General features: G+C 67.7%; 20 protein-coding genes. 15 read left to right on the forward strand and 5 right to left on the reverse strand.

Going from position 1 to position 19,893, the window contains the following annotated elements; genetic code table 11:
• Nucleotides 1-30: 30 nt before the first annotated feature.
• From AC3FOF_RS05925 to AC3FOF_RS05935, 3 genes are all read right to left on the reverse strand, one after another.
• Nucleotides 31-816 carry an alpha/beta fold hydrolase gene (locus AC3FOF_RS05925; RefSeq protein ID WP_488726037.1) on the reverse strand — a complete coding sequence of 262 codons (786 nt, stop codon included), beginning with the start codon at nucleotides 814-816 and terminating at the stop codon, nucleotides 31-33.
• Between the two features lie 74 nt (nucleotides 817-890).
• The gene (locus AC3FOF_RS05930; RefSeq protein WP_488726038.1) at nucleotides 891-1,658 is read right to left on the reverse strand and encodes an SDR family oxidoreductase; all 768 of its coding nucleotides are present in this window, start codon (nucleotides 1,656-1,658) and stop codon (nucleotides 891-893) included.
• 42 nt (nucleotides 1,659-1,700) lie between these two features.
• Nucleotides 1,701-3,218 carry a flavin-containing monooxygenase gene (locus tag AC3FOF_RS05935; protein WP_488726039.1) on the reverse strand — a complete coding sequence of 506 codons (1,518 nt, stop codon included), beginning with the start codon at nucleotides 3,216-3,218 and terminating at the stop codon, nucleotides 1,701-1,703.
• 550 nt (nucleotides 3,219-3,768) lie between these two features.
• On the opposite strand from AC3FOF_RS05935, the gene urtA reads away from it, so the two are divergent.
• The 14 genes from urtA (at nucleotide 3,769) to AC3FOF_RS06005 (ending at nucleotide 17,441) form a co-directional block, all read left to right on the forward strand.
• A complete protein-coding gene (gene urtA / locus AC3FOF_RS05940) occupies nucleotides 3,769-5,034 on the forward strand; it encodes an urea ABC transporter substrate-binding protein (protein ID WP_276266046.1) in 1,266 nt (421 codons plus the stop codon).
• 147 nt (nucleotides 5,035-5,181) lie between these two features.
• Nucleotides 5,182-6,819, forward strand: a complete 1,638-nt coding sequence (urtB, locus tag AC3FOF_RS05945; RefSeq protein WP_035811476.1) for an urea ABC transporter permease subunit UrtB — start codon at nucleotides 5,182-5,184, stop codon at nucleotides 6,817-6,819.
• The gene (gene urtC / locus AC3FOF_RS05950) at nucleotides 6,819-8,030 is read left to right on the forward strand and encodes an urea ABC transporter permease subunit UrtC (RefSeq protein WP_017226697.1); all 1,212 of its coding nucleotides are present in this window, start codon (nucleotides 6,819-6,821) and stop codon (nucleotides 8,028-8,030) included. Before urtB ends, urtC begins: the two co-directional genes overlap by 1 nt.
• Nucleotides 8,027-8,875, forward strand: a complete 849-nt coding sequence (urtD, locus tag AC3FOF_RS05955) for an urea ABC transporter ATP-binding protein UrtD (protein WP_017226696.1) — start codon at nucleotides 8,027-8,029, stop codon at nucleotides 8,873-8,875. The genes urtC and urtD overlap by 4 nt, the downstream gene beginning before the upstream one ends.
• A 20-nt stretch (nucleotides 8,876-8,895) precedes the next feature.
• The gene (gene urtE / locus AC3FOF_RS05960) at nucleotides 8,896-9,588 is read left to right on the forward strand and encodes an urea ABC transporter ATP-binding subunit UrtE (protein WP_488726040.1); all 693 of its coding nucleotides are present in this window, start codon (nucleotides 8,896-8,898) and stop codon (nucleotides 9,586-9,588) included.
• A 184-nt stretch (nucleotides 9,589-9,772) separates the two neighbouring features.
• Nucleotides 9,773-10,666, forward strand: a complete 894-nt coding sequence (locus AC3FOF_RS05965; protein WP_276264299.1) for an urease accessory protein UreD — start codon at nucleotides 9,773-9,775, stop codon at nucleotides 10,664-10,666.
• A gap of 80 nt (nucleotides 10,667-10,746) precedes the next feature.
• Nucleotides 10,747-11,049, forward strand: a complete 303-nt coding sequence (locus AC3FOF_RS05970) for an urease subunit gamma (protein ID WP_017229757.1) — start codon at nucleotides 10,747-10,749, stop codon at nucleotides 11,047-11,049.
• A gap of 114 nt (nucleotides 11,050-11,163) precedes the next feature.
• A complete protein-coding gene (locus AC3FOF_RS05975; protein ID WP_276264298.1) occupies nucleotides 11,164-11,778 on the forward strand; it encodes a HupE/UreJ family protein in 615 nt (204 codons plus the stop codon).
• Between the two features lie 19 nt (nucleotides 11,779-11,797).
• Nucleotides 11,798-12,103 (forward strand): urease subunit beta, encoded by a 306-nt coding sequence (locus AC3FOF_RS05980; protein WP_488726041.1) that lies wholly within the window; start codon nucleotides 11,798-11,800, stop codon nucleotides 12,101-12,103.
• Complete coding sequence (gene ureC / locus AC3FOF_RS05985) at nucleotides 12,103-13,821, forward strand: urease subunit alpha (RefSeq protein WP_488726042.1); 1,719 nt, start codon at nucleotides 12,103-12,105, stop codon at nucleotides 13,819-13,821. The genes AC3FOF_RS05980 and ureC overlap by 1 nt, the downstream gene beginning before the upstream one ends.
• Before the next feature lie 17 nt (nucleotides 13,822-13,838).
• A complete protein-coding gene (gene ureE / locus AC3FOF_RS05990) occupies nucleotides 13,839-14,450 on the forward strand; it encodes an urease accessory protein UreE (RefSeq protein WP_488726043.1) in 612 nt (203 codons plus the stop codon).
• A gap of 164 nt (nucleotides 14,451-14,614) precedes the next feature.
• Nucleotides 14,615-15,307: an urease accessory protein UreF gene (locus AC3FOF_RS05995; protein ID WP_017225925.1), complete on the forward strand. Its 693-nt coding sequence runs from the start codon at nucleotides 14,615-14,617 to the stop codon at nucleotides 15,305-15,307.
• An 87-nt stretch (nucleotides 15,308-15,394) separates the two neighbouring features.
• Nucleotides 15,395-16,024 (forward strand): urease accessory protein UreG, encoded by a 630-nt coding sequence (gene ureG, locus AC3FOF_RS06000; protein ID WP_017225926.1) that lies wholly within the window; start codon nucleotides 15,395-15,397, stop codon nucleotides 16,022-16,024.
• 397 nt (nucleotides 16,025-16,421) lie between these two features.
• On the forward strand, nucleotides 16,422-17,441 hold the full coding sequence (locus tag AC3FOF_RS06005; protein WP_488726044.1) for a threonine ammonia-lyase: 1,020 nt from the start codon (nucleotides 16,422-16,424) through the stop codon (nucleotides 17,439-17,441).
• 27 nt (nucleotides 17,442-17,468) lie between these two features.
• Here the strand turns inward: AC3FOF_RS06005 and AC3FOF_RS06010 are convergent, their stop codons facing one another.
• Nucleotides 17,469-17,867: a helix-turn-helix domain-containing protein gene (locus AC3FOF_RS06010; RefSeq protein WP_276264294.1), complete on the reverse strand. Its 399-nt coding sequence runs from the start codon at nucleotides 17,865-17,867 to the stop codon at nucleotides 17,469-17,471.
• A 417-nt stretch (nucleotides 17,868-18,284) separates the two neighbouring features.
• Here AC3FOF_RS06010 and AC3FOF_RS06015 point away from each other — a divergent pair, with 417 nt between their 5' ends.
• Nucleotides 18,285-19,109, forward strand: a complete 825-nt coding sequence (locus AC3FOF_RS06015; protein WP_488726045.1) for a hypothetical protein — start codon at nucleotides 18,285-18,287, stop codon at nucleotides 19,107-19,109.
• 63 nt (nucleotides 19,110-19,172) lie between these two features.
• Here the strand turns inward: AC3FOF_RS06015 and AC3FOF_RS06020 are convergent, their stop codons facing one another.
• Nucleotides 19,173-19,865 (reverse strand): glutathione binding-like protein, encoded by a 693-nt coding sequence (locus AC3FOF_RS06020; protein ID WP_276265603.1) that lies wholly within the window; start codon nucleotides 19,863-19,865, stop codon nucleotides 19,173-19,175.
• Nucleotides 19,866-19,893 lie beyond the last annotated feature (28 nt).

Below are 19,893 nucleotides of genomic sequence, written 5' to 3' on the forward strand. Positions count from 1 at the left end.
GCGTAAGCGGTGGTGGCGGTGGTGGCGGGGTCAGTCCAGATGCAGGGAGATCAGCTCGAGCAGACGCTCCGGCTGTTCCAGCATGACCAGGTGGCCGCTGTCGATCTCGGCATAACGCGCCTGGCCGATGGCCTCGGCGAGCGCGCGGCAATGCGCGGGCGGCACCATGCGGTCGTGGCGCAGGCCGATCACCAGTGTGGCGGCGCGGATGCGGGGCAGCAGCGGGGCGATGTCGATGGTGGCATCGAGCGCGGCCTGGCGATCGCTGCCGGGTGCCAGGCCGCTGCCGAAGCGCGCCAGGATGGCATCGACGGTGGCGTCGTCGAGGCGTGCCAGGTAAGGCTCGGAGACGCCGTTGAGCAGGATCATGCGGGCCAGCTGATGGTGGTCCGAGAGCGCCAGGGACTGCCACAGCGAGAACAGCAGGCGCATGCGCCGGTCGGTTTGCGCCCAGGCGCCGAACACCGCCAGGCGGCGCACGCGCTCGGGCATCAGCGCCGCCGCCGCAGCGGCCACCACGCCGCCCAGCGAGTAGCCGACCAGGTCCGCTTGCTGGTCCGGCGCCAGGTCCATGCAGGCGCGCACCTGCTCCACCAGCGTTTCCAGCGTCAGGGGCGCGCCGTCGTCATGCGTCTCCCCCGAGCCGCGCAGATCGAGCGCCAGGCAGCGTCTGTGCTGCGCCAGCCCGGGCAGAAGCGCTGCCCAGTTGCTCTCGGCGCTGGAACTGGTGCCGTGCACGAGGATGGTGGGGCGGCCGGTGCCCGCCTCGATGAGGCTGGTGCGGATACCCTCGGACCCGATGGTCAGGCGCTGCATATCGAACTCCATGGCTTCGGCACTTCGTTGCTCCGTTCCTTCATGGACGCCGGTTGCCCGCGGTGCCGGCTGGCCTATTGGGCGGTGAGGCCGCCATCGACGGTGAACTGCGAGCCGGTGATGTAGCGGCCTTCGTCGCTGGCCAGCAGCAGGAAGACGCCAACGATTTCATCCGGCGTGGCCAGCCGGCCCAGCGGGGTCATGCCCTCGATGCGCTTGCGCGCGGTGGTGCCGCTGGCATCGGGCAGGTCGAGCGCGCCCTGGGTCATCGGTGTGTCGACGAAGCCCGGATGGATGGAGTTGACCCGTACCGGCGGCTTCAGCGCGGCGCCGTGCAGGGCCGCGGAACGCGTCAGCAGGGTCACGCCGCCTTTTGCGGCGCAATACGCCGCGACCTGCGCGCCGCCCACCTGGCCATAGACGGACGAGACATTGACGATGGCGCCGCCCGCGCGCATCAGCGGCAGCGCCGCGCGGCAGCCCAGGAAGACGCCGGTCAGGTTGACATCGAGCGTGCGCTGCCAGTCGGCGAGGCTGCAATCCGCCACCGAGCCGCGCAGTGCGATGCCGGCGTTGTTCGCCAGCACGTCGAGCCTGCCGTGGCGCTCGCGCACCGCTGCCATGGCGGTTTCCCAGCCGGCTTCGCTGGTGACGTCGAGCCGCTGGTAGCCTGCGCTCGCGCCCTCCGCGCGCAAGGCTTCAGCGAGGCCTTGCCCGGCGGCATCGTCGATATCCGCCAGCAGCACGCTGGCGCCGGCCAGCGCCGCCGCGCGGCTGAAGGCGGCGCCCAGGCCGGACGCCGCGCCGGTGATCATGACAACCTTGTCTTGCAGACGCAGCATTGCGCGATCTCCTGAGTTGTATGCCGGTGCGCCGGGAACTGGCTACGATGACGCGGGCGCCGCGCCGTTTCCTTCGCCTTCGCCAGCGTGGCGCAGCACGAAGTCCCGCCAGTCCGGCTTGCGCGTCTTCCACCAATAGGCGGTGGCATGGCCGGACCAGTTGTTGACCACCTTGCCGCTCGCGGATTTGTACCAACTGCTGCACGAACCCGCCCAGGCCGTCTTGCCGATGGCCGCCTGCAAGGCGTGGTTGAAGCGCGTCACGACGTCCGGGCGGACCTCCATCGAGGCGAACCGTGCCGAGCGGCAGGCCTCGATGCATTGCAGGACGTAGCGCGCCTGGCACTCGAGCATGAAGATGATGGAGTTGTGGCCCAGGTTGGTGTTGGGGCCGTACAGCACGAACAGGTTGGGGAAGCCCGGCGCCGTCATGCCGAGGTAGGCTTCGGGATCGTCCTGCCACTGCTCTGCCAGCGTCCGTCCGTGACGGCCCACGATGCGGACCGGGGCAAGGAAGGAACGGGCGTCGAAGCCGGTGGCGAAGACGATGGCCTCGGCGGGATGCCGGGCGCCGTCTGCGGTCACGACCGCGTCGGTTTCGACGCGGGCGATGGCGGCGGTTTCGACATGGACGTTCGGCCGGCTCAGCGCCTGATAGAAATCGTCGGAGATCAGGATGCGCTTGCAGCCGATCGGGTAGTCGGGCGTCAGCTTCGCGCGCAGCGCCGGATCGGGAATCCTGTGCGCCAGGTAGCGGCGCGCCAGGGTTTCCAGCTCGCGGTTGCGGCCGCTGCCTCGCTGCATGCGGCCAAAGCGCAGCTCGCGCTGCAGGTAGAGGTGCCAGCGGTGCAGGCGGGCGGTCCACGGATGGCGTTCGAAGCGTGCCTGCTGCGCTGGCGTATAGGCCTCGCCATTGCGCGGCAGCACCCAGTTGGCGCTGCGCTGGAAGACGGTCAGCCGTGCCGCCTGCGGGGCGATGCGCGGGATGAACTGCAGCGCGCTGGCGCCATTGCCGATGACCGCCACCGCCTTGCCGCCGAGATCGACATCGTGTCGCCAGCGCGCCGAATGGAAGGCCGCGCCGGCAAAGCCGGCGAGCCCTTCGATGCGCGGCGCCAGCGGGCGATTGAGCTGCCCCGTGCCGCTGACCAGGATGCGCGCGCCGATCGTGTCGCCGTCGCTCGTGCCGACCTGCCACAGGCAGGCCGCTTCATCGTAGCGCGCCTCGGTGACCTCGGTGCCGAAGCGGATATGTCCCAGCAGGCCGAAGCGTTCGGCGCAGTGCTGCAGGTAGCGATGGATTTCCGCCTGGGGCGAATACGCACTGGACCAGTCCGGCTTGGGCGCGAAGGAGAAGCTGTACAGGTGGGAGGGGATGTCGCAGCCGCAGCCCGGATAGGTGTTGTCGCGCCAGGTGCCGCCCACCGTGTCGGCTTTCTCGAGGATGACGAAGGTATCGATGCCGGCCTGCTTGAGCCGGATGCCCATGCACATGCCGGCCACGCCCGCGCCGATGATGACGACAGGGTTCGGGCCGGATGCCAGCGGCGCCGGATTCATGCCCGCCCCTTGTCTTCGCACTCACCCGCGGCCCTGGCGGCTGCGCCAGGAACAGCCTGCATGAAGATGGCATGCGGGATCGCGGGCAGGGCGCCGATCCGCTTCAGTCGCGCGGCTGTCAATGGGCTGTCTCCGTTGTGCTGCTTCTGTGCTGCTTCTGTTCTTATGACTGCGGTGCCTGCGGCGATGACATGGCGCGCGAGCGAGTGGCCACCATAGTTCCGATTCGGGATTCGGGCAAGTCACGGCGCAGCATGGCGGCGAAAGGGGGCGCAGGCGCCTCGAGTGCCGCCGGCGATACAGCGTTCCTGCCCCGGCGCCGTACCGCCGCGCCCATGCCCCAATGTGAGACCGGCCGCGCAGGCGCACAGGCTTGGTGCGCGACACAGGCGCACCGCCATGGTGCGCCTGCGCGTCCAGGCGCCACCGGAGGCTCGCCAGCGCGTGTAGACCGTCTTGTATGCAAGCTTGTATGCCATGGCACGCTAGTTGCAGAAGCATCACCCGGGGTGCGTTGTTCCTTATCAAACACGACAATCTGGGAGCTGCAATGAAACGACGTGACATGCTGAAGCTGTCGGCGGTAGCCGCCGCGGCACTCTTCGCAACGGCAGGCGTGAGCCCGCTGGCATTGGCGCAGTCCAAGGAGCCGATCAAGATCGGTATCCTGCATTCGCTGTCCGGCACCATGGCGATTTCCGAGACTTCGCTCAAGGACGTGGCCTTGATGACCATCGACGAAATCAACAAGAGCGGCGGCGTGCTGGGCCGCAAGCTCGAGCCGGTGGTGGTCGATCCGGCTTCCAACTGGCCGCTGTTCGCCGAGAAGGCGCGCCAACTGGTCACCAAGGACAAGGTTGCCGTCACCTTCGGCTGCTGGACCTCGGTGTCGCGCAAGTCGGTACTGCCCGTCTACGAAGAGCTGAACTCGCTGCTGTTCTACCCGGTGCAGTATGAGGGCGAGGAGATGTCCAAGAACGTCTTCTACACCGGCGCGGCGCCCAACCAGCAGGCCATTCCCGCGGTGGAATACCTGATGAGCAAGGAAGGCGGCGGCGCCAAGCGCTTCTTCCTGCTGGGCACCGATTACGTTTACCCGCGGACCACCAACAAGATCCTGCGCGCCTTCCTCAAGAGCAAGGGCGTGGCGGACAAGGATATCGAAGAGGTCTACACGCCGTTCGGCCATAGCGATTACCAGACCATCGTCGCCAATATCAAGACCTTCTCGCAGGGGGGCAAGACCGCGGTGATCTCCACCATCAACGGCGACTCTAACGTGCCCTTCTACAAGGAACTGGGTAACGCCGGGCTGAAGGCGAAGGACGTGCCGGTAGTGGCGTTCTCGGTGGGCGAGGAAGAACTGCGCGGCATCGACACCAAGCCGCTGGTGGGCCACCTGGCCGCATGGAACTATTTCATGTCGGTCAAGAACCCGGAAAACGAAGCCTTCAGGAAGCAGTGGGCGGCGTGGGTCAAGGCCAACAACCTGCCGGGCGGCGACAAGCGCGTCACCAACGACCCGATGGAAGCCACCTACGTGGGCATCCACATGTGGGCGCAGGCTGTGAAGAAGGCCGGCACCACCGATCCCGACAAGGTGCGCGCCGCCATGTACGGCCAGACCTTCAAGGCCCCGGACGGCTTCACCCTGACCATGGGCGAGAACCACCACCTGTACAAGCCGGTGATGATCGGCGAAGTAAAGGGCGACGGCCAGTTCACGGTGGTGTGGAAGACCCCGAAGGCGGTGCGCGCGCAGCCGTGGAGCCCATATATCGCGGGTAACGAAGGCAAGCCGGACAAGGTGATGTAAGGCGTTTTTCCCTGTTCCGCGCGTGGGGCGGGGTACAGGCCACCGCGTCCTTGTCCGCCGTCCGGCGCTTGCGCGCCGCGGCGGCGGCAAAACCCAGTCACGTTGACCAAAGTGGTCGCGCGCCTCTTGCGTGCGATCGCGGACCTTATGCACCGATCCTTATCGTTCTCTCTCGCTTCAGGGCTGCGCGCCATGCTGGTGGCATGGCTGCTGCTCGCCGCGTGCCCGCTCTGGGCCGCGCCGCTGACGCAGGCCGACCTGAAGCCGCTGGCCGAAGACGACTTCGACGCCAAGACCGCCGCGCTGAGCACGCTCGCCAAGGCGCCGCCGGCGCAGGCCGGCCCCATCCTCAAGGCGCTGCAGGACGATACGCTGCAGTACGCGCCAGCCGTGGGCATGGTGCGCCAGGACGGCGACAAGCTGGTGGATGCCATCAGCGGCCAGCCGGTTACCGTGCAGGCCGACGCGCTCGAAGCGCTCACCCTGAACAACAGCCTGCGCGCGCTGGTGGATAGCGCCGCCAGCAGCATGCTGCTGCAGTCGGCCGATGCCGCGGTGCGCACGCAGGCGGTGAATACCTTGCTGGACCAGCCAGGCAGCGCATCGCGCGAGGTGGTGGAGTCCGCGCGCAAGGCGGAGGCCGATGCCGGCCTGCGCGCCAAGCTCGATGTCATCTGGGCCAATATCGTGCTGGCGGACGGCAACCGCGACGACCGGCTGGAAGCCATCAGGATCCTGGGCCGCGACAGCAATCCGCAGAGCCGCCAGAAACTGCAGCCGCTGCTGGAGCGCGATGCCGCCGGGAAATACCGCGAGCCCGATGCCGAGTTGCGCGGCGCCGCCCAGCAAGCGCTCGACGCGCTGCGCGGCGACCAACAGCGCGCCCAACTGATCGGCAACCTGTTCGCCGGGCTGAGCCTGGGCAGCGTGCTGCTGCTGGCCGCGCTGGGACTGGCCATCACCTACGGCCTGATCGGCGTTATCAATATGGCGCACGGCGAATTCCTGATGATCGGCGCCTATGCGACCTATATGGTCCAGGGCGTCTTCCGCGCGCATTTCGCCGGTGCCTTCGACTGGTACCTGCTGTTCGCGCTGCCGGCGTCGTTCCTGGCGTCCGCTGTGGTCGGCTTCGTGCTGGAGCGGCTGGTGCTGCGCCATCTCTATGGCCGCCCGCTGGAAACCCTGCTGGCCACCTTTGGCGTCAGCCTGCTGCTGATGCAGGCGGTGCGCACGCTGTTCGGCGCGCAGAACGTGGAAGTGGCCAATCCGTCGTGGATGAGCGGCGGCATCGAATGGCTGCCGGGCATGGTGCTGCCTTACAACCGCATGGTCATCATCGTGTTCGCGCTGGCGGTGGTGGCGGTGGCCTGGGGTGTTCTCAACCGCACCCGCCTTGGCCTGTTCGTGCGCGCCACCACGCAGAACCGCACCATGGCGGCCTGCGTGGGCGTACGGACATGGAAGGTGGACAGCTACGCCTTCGCCTTCGGCGCCGGCATCGCGGGCCTGGGCGGCTGCGCGCTGTCGCAGATCGGCAATGTCGGCCCCGACCTCGGCCAAGCCTACATCATCGACTCCTTCATGGTGGTGGTGCTGGGCGGCGTGGGGCAACTGGCGGGCACCATCATCGGCGCCTTCGGGCTGGGCCTCATCAACAAGTTCATCGAGCCGTTCTATGGCGCGGTGCTGGCCAAGATCCTTGTCCTGGTGCTGATCGTGCTCTTCATCCAGAAGCGCCCGCAGGGACTGTTCGCGCTCAAGGGGCGCAGCGCGGAGGCATGATGCAGACTTCAACATCGAATCGATCGAAAACCCCCGCGGCGGGATTCCGGCTGGCCGTGCCGGAGCGCCAGCCGCTGTTCTCGGGACGCAGCTGGACTGCGCTGGCGCTGTTGGCGCTGGTCGTCGGCGTTGGCGTGCCGGTGTGCGCGCTGCTGCTGCCCGAAGGCCATCCCATGCACCTGTCGGCCTACGCGCTCACGCTGATCGGCAAGATCATGTGCTTCGCGCTGGCCGCCATCGCACTGGACCTGGTATGGGGCTATTGCGGCATCCTCAGCCTCGGCCATGGCCTGTTTTTCGCGCTGGGCGGCTATGCCATGGGTATGTACCTGATGCGCGCGATTGGCCGCGAAGGCGTCTACAAGAGCGACCTGCCGGACTTCATGGTCTTCCTCGACTGGAAGGAGCTGCCATGGTTCTGGCATGGCACCGGGCATCTGGGCTATGCCATGCTGCTGGTGGTGCTGGTGCCGGGCGTGCTGGCGTGGCTGTTCGGCTTCTTTGCCTTCCGCTCGCGCATCAAGGGTGTGTACCTGTCGATCATCACGCAGGCCATGACCTATGCCGCCATGCTGCTGTTCTTCCGCAACGAGACAGGTTTCGGCGGCAACAACGGCTTCACCGATTTCAAGCGCATCGCCGGCTTCCCCGTGGCGGCGCCCGAGACCCGCACCGCGCTGTTCGTGCTGACCTTCCTTGCCTTGCTGGCCGGCTTCATCGCCTGCCGCTACATCGTCACTTCCAAGCTCGGGCGCGTGGTCACGGCGGTGCGCGATGCCGAGATGCGCGTGATGTTCTCCGGCTACAACCCGCTCGGCTACAAGCTGTTCGTGTGGACCTTCTCGGCCGTGCTGTGCGGCATTGCCGGCGCGCTGTATGTGCCGCAGGTAGGCATCATCAACCCGGGCGAGATGTCGCCGGCCAACTCCATCGAGATGGCGGTATGGGTGGCCGTGGGCGGACGCGGCACGCTGATCGGCCCGATCATCGGCGCCTTCCTCGTCAACGGCGCCAAGACCATGTTCACGGCCTACTTCGCCGAGTACTGGCTATTCCTGCTGGGCGCGATGTTCGTGCTGGTCACGCTCTACCTGCCGGACGGCGTGATCGGCCTGATCAAGCGCGTGCGCGGCATGCGCGCCCGCGCCCTGGCGGGCGGTGCCTCGTCCGGCGCGCCGGCCAACGCTACCCGCAGCGGAGGTGAAGCATGAATGCCGCACCGGGAGCGCAACTGGCGGAAAGCGGAGGCACCACCGGCCTCGGCCGCGTGATGGAGCCGGGCGTCATCGATGTCTCGCATGGCCCCATCCTCTATCTCGAAGATGTGACCGTGCAGTTCGATGGCTTTCGCGCGCTCAACCGGCTCACGCTGTCGATCGATCACGGCGAGCTGCGCTGCGTGATCGGGCCCAACGGGGCCGGCAAGACCACCATGATGGATGTCATCACCGGCAAGACCGGGCCGCGCAACGCCAATGTCAGCGGCCGCGTGTTCCTCGGCCAGACCATCGATCTGATGCGCCTGACCGAGCCGAAGATCGCGCAGACGGGCATCGGCCGCAAGTTCCAGAAGCCCACCGTGTTCGAGCAGCACGAGGTGTGGGAGAACCTGGAACTGGCGATGAAGGCGGACAAGCGCTGGTTCTCCTCCTTGCGGGCGCGGCTGGGGCCGCAAGGGCACCGCCGTATCGAGGAAACGCTGGCGTTGACCGGCCTCGAGGATGAGGCCTATCGCCCGGCCGGGCTGCTGTCGCACGGTCAGAAGCAGCGGCTGGAGATCGGCATGCTGCTGATGCAGCAGCCGCAGCTGCTGCTGCTCGACGAGCCGGTGGCGGGCATGACCGACGAGGAAACCATGCAGCTGGCCACGCTGCTGAACAGCCTGCGCGGCACCTGCTCGATGATGGTGGTGGAGCACGACATGGAGTTCGTCGCCGCGCTGGCCGGCGCCACCGGCACCGTCACCGTGCTGGCCGAGGGCAGCGTGCTGGCCGAAGGCACGCTCGACGCCGTCAAGCGCGAAGAGCGCGTGATCGAATCCTACCTCGGCAGATAAAGGATAAAAGGGACAAGGCCATGTTGCAGGTCAATGCACTGAATCAGTACTACGGCGGTAGCCATATCCTGCGCAATGTCAGCTTCGAGGTGCCGCAGGGCAAGCTGACGACCTTGCTCGGCCGCAATGGCGTGGGCAAGAGCACCTTGCTCAAATGCCTGATGGGGGTGGTGCCGACCAGGAGCGGCAGCATCAGCTGGGCGGGCCGGGCGCTGGAGAAGAAGCCGCCGTACGAACGCGTGGCATCCGGTCTCGCGTATGTGCCGCAGGGCCGCGAGATCTTCCCGCGCCTGACGGTGGAGGAGAACCTGCTGATCGGCGCCGCCAGCCTGAAGCGCCCGGCCGGCGTGCCGGACCGGATCTACCAGTTGTTCCCGGTGTTGCGCACCATGCGCCAGCGCCGCGGCGGAGACCTGTCCGGCGGCCAGCAGCAGCAGCTGGCGATCGGCCGCGCGCTGATGAGCGAGCCGGAACTGCTGATCCTGGACGAGCCGACGGAAGGCATCCAGCCGTCGATCATCCAGGACATCGGCCGCGCGCTGCGGCTGCTGGTGGACGAGTTCGGCATGACGGTGCTGCTGGTGGAGCAGTATTACGAGTTTGCCAGGCATCTGGCGGATCACTATGTCGTGATGAGCCGCGGCGAAGTGGTGGCAAGAGGGGAGGGGGCGAAGATGGAAGAGGAGGGGGTGCGGGAGCTGATCGCGGTGTGAGCGTGGTCGGGGGTTGGTCCAGCAGGGGCGCCGGGGGAGAAGGCCGGTGCCGGCAGCGGCGGAAGACACGCAATCCGCCATCTGCAGCGCTTCGCCAATGCCACTTCCAGCCTCCCGAGCCCCGCGCTATGATGCCCGCATCGAGCGCACGATGCACGACCGCCGCGTCGCCATTCCATCATTCATGCGTCATCCGGACTTTCCTTCGACCCTCGCCGTGCCACCCGCATGGGAGGCCAGCCTGCGCCTGCGGTTTGCCCAGCGGGGCGAGCGCAGCGCGCTGGTCGAGCGCCGCCACCGTGGGCCTTTGCTGGTGCAAAAGCCGCTCTATCCCGAGGGCGCCATCTGCCACGCCGTGATCCTGCATCCACCCGCCGGGGTTGCCGGCGGCGACAGCCTGCAGATCGATATTGCGGTGGGCGCCGGCGCCCATGCGGTGCTGGCCACGCCCGGCGCAACCAAGTGGTACAAGTCGCTCGGCCGCGAGGCCGCGCAGCGCGTCACGCTGACGCTGGAAGCCGGCGCGCGGGTGGACTGGCTGCCGCAGGAGAACATCGTCTTCGACGACGCGCATGCCCGCCTCGCCACCACGGTGACGGTGGCGCCCGGCGCCAGCGCGATCGGCTGGGATGCCGTGGTGCTGGGGCGCCAGGCGAGCGGCGAAACCTGGGCGCGCGGTACGCTGTGGCTGGAAACGCGGGTGCAGGTTCCGGTACAGGGGCAGGGGCAGGATGGCAACCGTGCGCTGTGGATCGAGAGTGCGCGGCTGGATGCCGGTTCGGCGCTGCGCCATGCGGTGGCCGGCCTTGACGGACTCAATGTCATGGGCACGCTGTGGGCGGTGGGAGAGGGCGCCACGCAGGCGCTGGCCGAGATGCTGGCGGGCCAACTGCCGTATCGGCCGGCACTGCGCGCGGGCGTGACGCGGCTCGAGCAGGCCGGCCAGCCGATGCTGCTGCTGCGCGTGCTGGGCGCGGAGATGGAAGCCGTCCGCCACGTGATGGCAATGGCTTGGAGCGTGTTGCGCGAGCCCATCCACGGCGTCGCGGCGAAGCCGTTGAGATTGTGGGCGACGTGAGTGCGCTGGCGTAGGCGCGCAGGATTGCGCGGCAAGCCAGCCAGCGCAGACATAAAACAAGCAACTTCGGGAATACCGGCATGGAACTGACTCCGCGAGAAAAAGACAAGCTGTTGATCTTCACCGCCGCACTGCTGGCCGAACGCCGCCGCGCGCGCGGGCTCAAGCTCAACTATCCCGAGGCGGTGGCGCTGATCACCGCCGCCATCATGGAAGGCGCGCGCGACGGCCGCACCGTGGCCGAGCTGATGCACGAAGGCACCACGGTGCTGGCGCGCGAGGACGTGATGGACGGGGTGGCCGAACTGATCCCCGAGATCCAGGTGGAAGCCACCTTCCCGGACGGCACCAAGCTGGTCACCGTGCATCATCCGATCGTCTGAGGCGGGTACCGGGTGGGCGTCCTGCGTGCGTCCGCCGATGGTGCCTTTGTGGTTTTTCTCCGCCTGTCCGCCAGGGCTTGCGCAATCCGCTGAACCAGAATACGAGGTCAAGACATGAACCGTTCCAACCGCTCCCGCGCCGCCATGGCGGGTGTCTCGCTGGCGCTGGCCAGCACCGCAGTCATGGCCCATCCCGGGCACGACGCCGCGACTGTCGGCGCCAGCCTGTGGGCAGGCTTGCTGCATCCATTCACCGGCATGGATCACCTGCTCGCCATGGCGGGCGTGGGGGTATGGAGCGCGCTCGGGGCAAACTCGCCGCGCGAGACGCTGCGCATGCCCTTTGCGTTCGTTGCCCTGATGCTGGCCGGCGCCGCGCTCGGCCTGTGCGGCCTCGCGCTGCCGCTGGTGGAGCCGATGATCGCCGCCTCGCTGGTGGCGATCGGCCTGCTGGTGGCGCTGCGCGCCAGGTTGCCGGCCTGGGCGGGCATGGCCATCGCGGGCGGCTTCGCGGTCTTCCATGGCTACGCGCACGGCGCCGAACTGCCGGCCACGGCCGGCGCGCTGCCGGCGGCGCTCGCCTACGTCGGCGGCTTCACGGTCGCCACCATGGCGCTGCACCTGTCGGGCATCGGCCTGGGCGCCGCGCTGCGCCGGCAGGCGGGCTGGCTGGCGCGGGTGGCGGGCGCCGGCGTGGCACTGTATGGCGTCGGCCTGATGGTCGCCTGATCCCGACGAGGAGCCCAGCATGATTCCCGGTGAACTGATGCCCGCAGAGGGCGAGATCGAACTCAATGCCGGCCGCCCCACGGTGAGCGTGACGGTGGCCAATACCGGCGACCGGCCGATCCAGGTCGGCTCGCATTTCCATTTCTACGAGACCAACGCCGCGCTGGAGTTCGACCGGGAGGCCGCGCGCGGCTTCCGGCTGAATATCGCCGCGGGCACCGCCGTGCGCTTCGAGCCGGGCCAGCGCCGCACGGTGGGGCTGGTGGCGCTGTCCGGCGCGCGCATCGTCTACGGCTTCAACGGCAAGATCATGGGAGCGCTGTGATGAGCGTGAAAATCTCCAGGCAGGCCTATGCCGAGATGTTTGGCCCGACCACCGGCGACCGCCTGCGGCTGGCCGATACCGGGCTCGTCATCGAGGTGGAGAAAGACTTCACCATCTACGGCGAGGAAGTGAAATTCGGCGGCGGCAAGGTGATCCGCGATGGCATGGGGCAGAGCCAGCGCATGGCCAGGGACTGCGTCGACACCGTCATCACCAATGCGCTGATCGTCGATCACTGGGGCATCGTCAAGGCCGACATCGGCCTCAAGGACGGCCGCATCGCGTCCATCGGCAAGGCGGGCAATCCGGACATCCAGCCCGGCGTGACCATCGTGGTCGGCCCGGGCACCGAGGTGATCGCGGGCGAGGGCATGATCGTGACCGCCGGCGGCATCGACAGCCACATCCATTTCATCTGCCCGCAGCAGATCGAAGAAGCGTTGATGAGCGGTGTCACCACCATGATCGGCGGCGGCACCGGGCCGGCCACCGGCACCTTCGCGACCACCGTCACGCCGGGCCCCTGGTTCATGGAGCGCATGCTGCAGGCGGCCGAGGCCTACCCGATGAATATCGGCCTGCTCGGCAAGGGCAACGCCAGCCAGCCGGGACCGCTCACGGAGCAGGTCGAGGCCGGCGCCATCGGGCTCAAGCTGCATGAAGACTGGGGCACCACGCCCGCGGCCATCGACACCTGCCTGGGCGTGGCGGATGCCACCGACACCCAGGTGGCGATCCACACCGATACGCTGAACGAGGCCGGCTTCGTCGAAGCCACCGTGGCCGCGTTCAAGGGCCGCACCATCCATACGTATCACACCGAAGGCGCCGGCGGCGGCCACGCGCCGGACATCATCAAGGTGTGCGGCGAGCCCAATGTGCTGCCCTCGTCGACCAACCCGACCCGGCCGTACACCGTCAACACGCTCGACGAACACCTCGACATGCTGATGGTGTGCCATCACCTGGATCCGTCGATCGCCGAGGACATCGCCTTTGCCGAAAGCCGCATCCGCCGCGAGACCATCGCCGCCGAGGACATCCTGCACGACCTCGGCGCCTTCTCCATGATCTCAAGCGATTCCCAGGCCATGGGCCGGGTTGGCGAGGTCATCATCCGCACCTGGCAGACCGCGCACAAGATGGCCGCGCAGCGCGGCAAGCTGCCGGGAGACCCCAACGACGCGCGTGGCGGCCACGACAATTTCCGTGTCAAGCGCTATATCGCCAAGTACACCATCAACCCCGCGCTCACGCACGGCATCGCGCATGAAGTCGGCTCGATCGAGGTCGGGAAGTGGGCCGACCTGGTGTTGTGGAAGCCGGCCTTCTTCGGCGTCAAGCCGAGCCTGATCCTCAAGGGCGGGATGATCGCCGCCGCGGCGATGGGCGACCCCAATGCCTCGATCCCGACGCCGCAACCGGTGCACTACCGGCCGATGTTCGCCGCGGCCGGCAGGGCCTTGCGCAAGTCGTCGCTGACCTTCGTCTCGCAGGCCGCGCTGGCCGCCGATGTGGGTGGGCGCTATGGCCTGAACAAGGTGCTGTCGGCGGTACGCGGCACGCGCACCGTGAGCAAGCGCGATATGGTGCACAATGACTGGCAGCCCCACGTCACGGTGGATCCCGAGACCTACCAGGTGGTGGCCGACGGCCAGTTGCTGATCTGCGAGCCGGCCACCGTGCTGCCGATGGCGCAACGTTATTTCCTGTTCTGAAGACTGAAGAGTCCGCCTTGCAAAAAATCGACAAACACCTGAGCGCCCCGCACGGCATCGCCGCCGTGCTGGTGCGCCGCGCGCCCAAGCTGGTGCTGCCCTTCGCCGAACGCAGCAAGAGCCGCCTGCGCGCCACGCTGGACAATGGCGAGGAGGTGGCGCTGTTCCTGCCGCGCGGCACCGTGCTGCGCGGCGGCGACCTGCTGGTTACCGAAGGCGGCATCTTCGTCGAGGTGCTGGCCGCGCCGGAGTCGGTGCTGCAGGTGGGTGCCAGCGATCCGCAGGCGCTGATGCGCGCCGCCTACCACCTCGGCAACCGGCACACGCCGGTGGAAGTCGGGCGCGATTACTTGCGCCTGGAATACGACCCGGTGCTGGCGGACATGCTGGCGCGCCTCGGGGTGCGGGCCGAGCGCGCCGAACTGCCGTTCGAGCCCGAGGCCGGCGCCTACGGCGGCGGCCACAAGCATGGCCACGATGCCACCTTTGCCGAGGACTACGCCACCGCGCAGGCCGTGTTCCATGAGCACCATGGGCACGATCACGATCACGATCATGGCCACTCGCACGGTCACGATCACGACCATTCGCCGCATGTGCATGATGAGCATTGCGGGCACAAGCACTGAATTCACCGCCTCCGACGCATGAGCAAGCCACCGCGCCCCCAAGTCCCGACGCCGGAATTCCCCTCTCCCGCAGGCGGGAGAGGGAGAGAAGGCGGGCGCGCACCGGCGCCGGCGACCTCCGGTGGCCTGGGCGCCGGCGGGCGCCGGCCTGGAAGCAGGCACCCATGACCCAGCTCTCCCAACTCGTCTCCCTGCTGCACCTGGCTTCCCCGGCGTTGCCGATCGGCGGCTTCAGCTATTCGCAGGGCCTGGAGGCGGCCATCGATTGCGGCATGGTGCACGACGCGGACAGCGCGGAGCAGTGGGTGCGAAGCAACCTGCTGGAGGTGCAGTCGCAGTGCGAGGCGCCGCTCTGGCTGCTGCTGCATCGCCGTTGGCGCGTGCTTGATGCGCAGGGCCTAGCCGAATGGAACGGCTGGTTCCATGCGACGCGCGAGAGCGCCGAGCTGCGGCTGGAGACTGAACAGATGGGCTGGTCGCTGGCCCGCCTGGTGGCGCAGATGGAGTGGGGCGATGCGGCGCTGCGCGCGCAGCTGGCGGCATTGTCGCCGGCGTGCCTGCCGACTGCCTTCGCCGCGGCTTGCGTGGCGCTCGATGTGGACGAGCGCGACGGGCTGGCGGCCTATTGCTTCACCTGGGCGGAAAACCAGGTGGCCGCCGCGCTCAAGGCGGTGCCGCTGGGCCAGGTGGCGGGGCAGCACATCCTGCGCCGGCTGCATCCGGCGGTGCTGCAGACCGTGGAGGAAGCCGTGCGCCGCGCTGACGCAGAGCCGCCGATGCTGTCGACCTTCTCCCCGATGCTTGGCCTGCTGTCGGCGCGGCACGAGACACAGTATTCCAGGCTGTTCCGTTCCTGAGCGCGGGCTGCGCGGCAGGCGGCCAGCGCCGACATGGCGCGAATCCCCCAACGATCATCCAACGATCACCAAGGCAATATTTCCATCATGACCCAGGCCCGTACCAAGAAGAATCCCCCGTTGCGCGTCGGCGTGGGCGGCCCCGTCGGTTCCGGCAAGACCACCCTGCTGGAGATGCTGTGCAAGGCCATGCGCGAGCGCTATGACCTGGTGGCCATCACCAACGATATCTATACCAAGGAAGACCAGCGCCTGCTGACGGTTTCCGGCGCCTTGCCGGCCGAGCGCATCATGGGCGTGGAAACAGGCGGCTGCCCGCATACCGCGATCCGCGAGGATGCCTCGATCAACCTGGAGGCAGTGGACCGCATGCTGGCGAAGTTTCCCGATGCCGATATCGTCTTTATCGAGTCCGGCGGCGACAACCTTGCCGCCACCTTCAGCCCGGAGCTGTCGGACCTGACCATCTACGTGATCGACGTGGCCGGCGGCGAGAAGATCCCGCGCAAGGGTGGGCCGGGCATCACCAAGTCGGACCTGCTGGTGATCAACAAGACCGACCTGGCACCGTATGTGGGCGCCAGCCTGGAGGTGATGGAAAGCGATGCGCGCAAGATGCGCGGCACGCGCCCGTTCGTGATGGGCAGCGTCAAGTCGGGACAGGGGCTGGACCAGGTGATTGCCTTTATCGAGCGCCAGGGCATGCTGGGCGTGTAAGGCTGGCGCAGGCGGTGCGTCTTTCCGCCGGTGCCACCGTCTGCTGCGTCACGTCGAAGTCATGGACGCTGGCGCTGCGCCCGGCGTGCTATTTGCCAACGGCGGCGGCTGTGGCATACTGGCCGCTCCATGAAGTTGACTTCGCTCGCCCCTTCTTCGCTCCGCCGCGGCACCGATACCGGTGACGCCGCTGCATGCGTGGGCGCCGAGCTGCTGCAGGAATGCGCCCGCGCGTCCCTGTCCGCCTTCTCCTTCCCGTTCTCCATTATTCGAATTATCCGGGGTCGCTGAGCTGCGGCTTTGGCTGGTGCTCGGTGGCCCGTGGTCTGCCCTTGACGCGCATGGCCATGCGGGCCTGCGCGCGACCAACCGATTCCGATGCAATGGAGAACACCCGATGTCCGACCTTTCCGACCTGCGTGCCCAAGCCCGCTATCCCACCCTGCCCGAAATCCAGGAGACCGCGCGGCGGCTGCAGGGCAAGGTGCTGGAAACACCCGTATGGCGCTGGCAGACCGGCGCCGCGCTGGAACTCGATGCTGGCACGGAGGTGTGGTTCAAGCTGGAACTGTTCCAGCTCACCGGCACCTTCAAGGTGCGCGGCGCGCTCAATAGCATCGGCCAGCTGAGCGCCGCGGCGCGCGCGCGTGGCGTGGTGGCGGCCAGTGCCGGCAACCATGCGATGGCGGTCGCCTACGCGGCCAGGGTATCCGGTGTCGGCGCCAAGCTGGCGATGCCGGCCAGCGCCAGTCCGGCACGCGTGCAAGCCTGCCGCGAGGCCGGCGCCGAGGTGCTGTTGCTGCCGGACGTGCATGCCGCCTTTGCCCATGCGCAGCAACTGGAGGCGCAGGAGGGCCGGACCATGGTGCACCCCTACGACGGACCCCTGATCGCCCAGGGCACGGCGACCGTGGGGCTGGAGCTGATGCGCCAGGTGGCAGGGCTGGATGCGGTGGTGGTGCCGGTGGGCGGCGGCGGCTTGTGCGCCGGCATTGCCGCGGCGGTCAAGCAGCTCAACCCGGCCTGCAAGGTCTACGGCGCGGAGCCGGAGGGTGCCGACGCCATGAACCGGAGTTTCGAGGCCGGACGGCCGCAGGCGCTGGAGCGTGTGGAGACCATCGCCGACAGCCTGGGGGCGCCCTATGCGCTCGATTACAGCTACGGCGTATGCCGGCAGTTCGTCGACGGCATGGTGCGGGTGTCCGATGCGGCGACGCGCGCTGCCATGCGCATCCTCTATCGAGACATGAAGCTGGCGACCGAGCCGGCCACCGCGGTTTCGACGGCGGCGTTGCTGGGGCCGCTGCGCAAGACACTGGCCGGAAAGAAGGTGGCGCTGATCCTGTGCGGGGCCAACCTCGACGCGGCGCGTTTTGGCGAACTGCTGGCGCCGGATGCGGTTGCCGGCGCCGCCTGACGCTTGCAGTGCGTTGCCCTGGCGCCGCTACAGATCCTTGGCGGCCCTGGCGGCAATCACGCGCGCTATGCCGGCGACGGCGTCCTGTTCGGTGTCGTTCATCAGCGCCATATGCCGCACGGTCAGGCGCTGGGCTGGCGTGATATTGAACTCGGCGCACTTCTGCTCCAGCACCAGGGCGCCGCTTCCGCCGTTGCCCCTGCCATTGCCGTCGTCGAAGTTCAACATCTCGCTGGTGTTCACGCCGAGTGTGCCGGCCAGCGCGCAGATATTGACCAGGGACACGTTGCGCACGCCACGTTCGATCCCGCTGAGGTAGGAGCGCGCCATGCCGCTTTCCAGGGCAAGCTTTTCCTGCGACCAGCCGCGCTGTTTGCGCAACTCCGCCAAGTGCAGCCCGAATGACTTGAGAGGATCACCGACCATGGCCCGATTCCTGAATGAGATTGGAGCGAGGCTAAGGATTTGACCTCTTTGTGGCGACGCCTTATAGTATGTCGCACTATAGGTTACGTGCCAAAGACCCTTGGAATATGGCGGTTTTTGGGGGATTACGCCGAGATTCCGGCAATTGTCACAATTGTCACCGCGAGTCATCGTGACGGAAGAATGTAACTTATTGGTGGAAGTCTCTCTGCGACAACCTGCGAATCATGCCATCGGATTGCTCGCCAAAACGTGTCAAAACGATACGGGGCAGGCCCGGGCTCCGACGCCAGGACAGGACGGGGCGGGCAACACGCGGAAGGTGGCAGGGATCCAGTCACGGAAAAATCCAATCACGGGCATTCCACCTCCCAGGAAGCGCGCTTGCATTTTTCCACCACGCGGAGGAGGGAGCGAATGCGTATTTTTTCCTTGTTCGATGCGCAGATGCGCGGAGAAATACTGGCCGGCGGTGATGCTTCGGATCTGCGCCTTGGCCTGCAGGTGAGGGTGGTGCCCGAAGCCGCCGGGCTGGGCAGCAGCGGGGATTACATCTTCCTGCCGCAGGGCGCGATGCAGTCCGGCATCGTCACGGCCCGCGCCGAGTGGTGGGCGTGCCTGCGCGGCACCATCAAGCTGACGCCGCGCGGCGGCGACGCGGCGCTGCTGTCCCCCGGCGGCATCCATGCGCTGCGCCAGGGCGAGCGCCTGCATCTGGCGGCGTTGCAGGACAGCGTGCTGATCCGTGTGATCCTGGATCCGGAAACCGTCGGGCTGGTCGGGGCGGGAGTGACGAGCTGCTTCGACGCGTTTGCCAGTGGCCAGGCGCAACGCTGGCTGGGCACGGCCGGCGCCGGGGCGATCGATGTCCTGTTGCGGGGAGAGCGGTTCGCACCCGGGCTGCCGGAAGATCATGCGCGCGCGGCGCCTGCCTTGCCGCGCCTCAACGCGGCCTTTGTCGCGCTGGGAGAGGGGGAGCCGGAGTGGGCGGCGCGCCTGCGCGCGGGTGGGCTCCACTGGGCGGCGTGCCACGAGGGGACGCTGTGCCTGCAGTGGCATTCGCCCTGGCCGCAGGCCGAGCGCCAGGTGGCCTATCTGCAGCCCGGCATGGTCTTCGCGCCGGACCCCGACGAAGGCTACCGGATCGACGCTTTCCATCCCGTGGCCAGCCTGCTGTGCTGCCTGCAGGCGCCAGTGCCCATGCAGGCAGCGGGCGAGGCGCGGGGGGTCTCCCTGCACTGAGCGCTCGCGCCCTGGTTTCACCGCCGGCTTCCTGCGCCGCTTTCCGGCCTTGGCGCGGCAGGCTCAACGGCGCTGGTACTGCGTGGCGCCGAACAGGATTTCCCGTTCCTTGTCGTCGCGGATGGGCTTGCGTTCCGCGGCCAGGACCTCGACCCCGCGCTTGACCGCGGGGCGCTCGGCGATCTCGTTGAACCAGCGCTTGAGGTGCGGGTAGTCGTCCAGTTCCACGCCCTGGTTCTGCCAGCTGCGCAGCCAGGGGAAGGTGGCGATGTCGGCCACGGAATAGCTGTCGCCGGCCAGCCAGGCATGCGCCGACAGCTGCTTGTCGATCACGCCGTAGAGCCGGTGGGCCTCGTTGGTATAGCGGTTGATGGCGTATTCGATCTTCTCCGGCGCATACATGCGGAAATGGTGCGCCTGGCCCAGCATCGGGCCCACGCCGCCCATCTGGAACATCAGCCACTGCAGCGCCTCGTACTTGCCGCGCACGTCCTCGGGCAGGAACCTGCCGGTCTTGCCGGCAAGGTACAGCAGGATCGCCCCGGATTCGAACAGCGAGATGGGCTGGCCGTCCGGGCCGTCGGCGTCGACGATGGCCGGGATCTTGTTGTTCGGGCTGATCTTGAGGAAGTCGGGCTCGAACTGGTCGCCGGCGCCGATGTTGATGGGGTGGACCTTGTACTCGAGGCCGCACTCCTCGAGCATGATGTGAACCTTGTGGCCGTTGGGGGTGGGCCAGCTGTAGACGTCGATCATCGGATGGGGCTCCTGGCTGAGAACGCTG

This window comes from Cupriavidus sp. 96C5-1 (assembly GCF_057798855.1).

Excerpts from the sequence above, each read along its gene's own strand:
- AC3FOF_RS05995 (WP_017225925.1), top strand. The coding sequence starts at position 14,615 with ATGACCCAGCTCTCCCAACTCGTCTCCCTGCTGCACCTGGCTTCCCCG.
- AC3FOF_RS05935 (WP_488726039.1), bottom strand. The coding sequence starts at position 3,218 with ATGAATCCGGCGCCGCTGGCATCCGGCCCGAACCCTGTCGTCATCATC.
- AC3FOF_RS05980 (WP_488726041.1), top strand. The coding sequence starts at position 11,798 with ATGATTCCCGGTGAACTGATGCCCGCAGAGGGCGAGATCGAACTCAAT.
- ureC (WP_488726042.1), top strand. The coding sequence starts at position 12,103 with ATGAGCGTGAAAATCTCCAGGCAGGCCTATGCCGAGATGTTTGGCCCG.
- ureG (WP_017225926.1), top strand. The coding sequence starts at position 15,395 with ATGACCCAGGCCCGTACCAAGAAGAATCCCCCGTTGCGCGTCGGCGTG.
- urtD (WP_017226696.1), top strand. The coding sequence starts at position 8,027 with ATGAATGCCGCACCGGGAGCGCAACTGGCGGAAAGCGGAGGCACCACC.
- AC3FOF_RS05965 (WP_276264299.1), top strand. The coding sequence starts at position 9,773 with ATGCGTCATCCGGACTTTCCTTCGACCCTCGCCGTGCCACCCGCATGG.
- AC3FOF_RS05930 (WP_488726038.1), bottom strand. The coding sequence starts at position 1,658 with ATGCTGCGTCTGCAAGACAAGGTTGTCATGATCACCGGCGCGGCGTCC.
- AC3FOF_RS05925 (WP_488726037.1), bottom strand. The coding sequence starts at position 816 with ATGCAGCGCCTGACCATCGGGTCCGAGGGTATCCGCACCAGCCTCATC.
- urtB (WP_035811476.1), top strand. The coding sequence starts at position 5,182 with ATGCACCGATCCTTATCGTTCTCTCTCGCTTCAGGGCTGCGCGCCATG.
- AC3FOF_RS05975 (WP_276264298.1), top strand. The coding sequence starts at position 11,164 with ATGAACCGTTCCAACCGCTCCCGCGCCGCCATGGCGGGTGTCTCGCTG.
- urtA (WP_276266046.1), top strand. The coding sequence starts at position 3,769 with ATGAAACGACGTGACATGCTGAAGCTGTCGGCGGTAGCCGCCGCGGCA.
- urtC (WP_017226697.1), top strand. The coding sequence starts at position 6,819 with ATGCAGACTTCAACATCGAATCGATCGAAAACCCCCGCGGCGGGATTC.
- AC3FOF_RS06010 (WP_276264294.1), bottom strand. The coding sequence starts at position 17,867 with ATGGTCGGTGATCCTCTCAAGTCATTCGGGCTGCACTTGGCGGAGTTG.
- AC3FOF_RS06020 (WP_276265603.1), bottom strand. The coding sequence starts at position 19,865 with ATGATCGACGTCTACAGCTGGCCCACCCCCAACGGCCACAAGGTTCAC.
- AC3FOF_RS06005 (WP_488726044.1), top strand. The coding sequence starts at position 16,422 with ATGTCCGACCTTTCCGACCTGCGTGCCCAAGCCCGCTATCCCACCCTG.
- AC3FOF_RS05970 (WP_017229757.1), top strand. The coding sequence starts at position 10,747 with ATGGAACTGACTCCGCGAGAAAAAGACAAGCTGTTGATCTTCACCGCC.
- urtE (WP_488726040.1), top strand. The coding sequence starts at position 8,896 with ATGTTGCAGGTCAATGCACTGAATCAGTACTACGGCGGTAGCCATATC.
- AC3FOF_RS06015 (WP_488726045.1), top strand. The coding sequence starts at position 18,285 with ATGCGTATTTTTTCCTTGTTCGATGCGCAGATGCGCGGAGAAATACTG.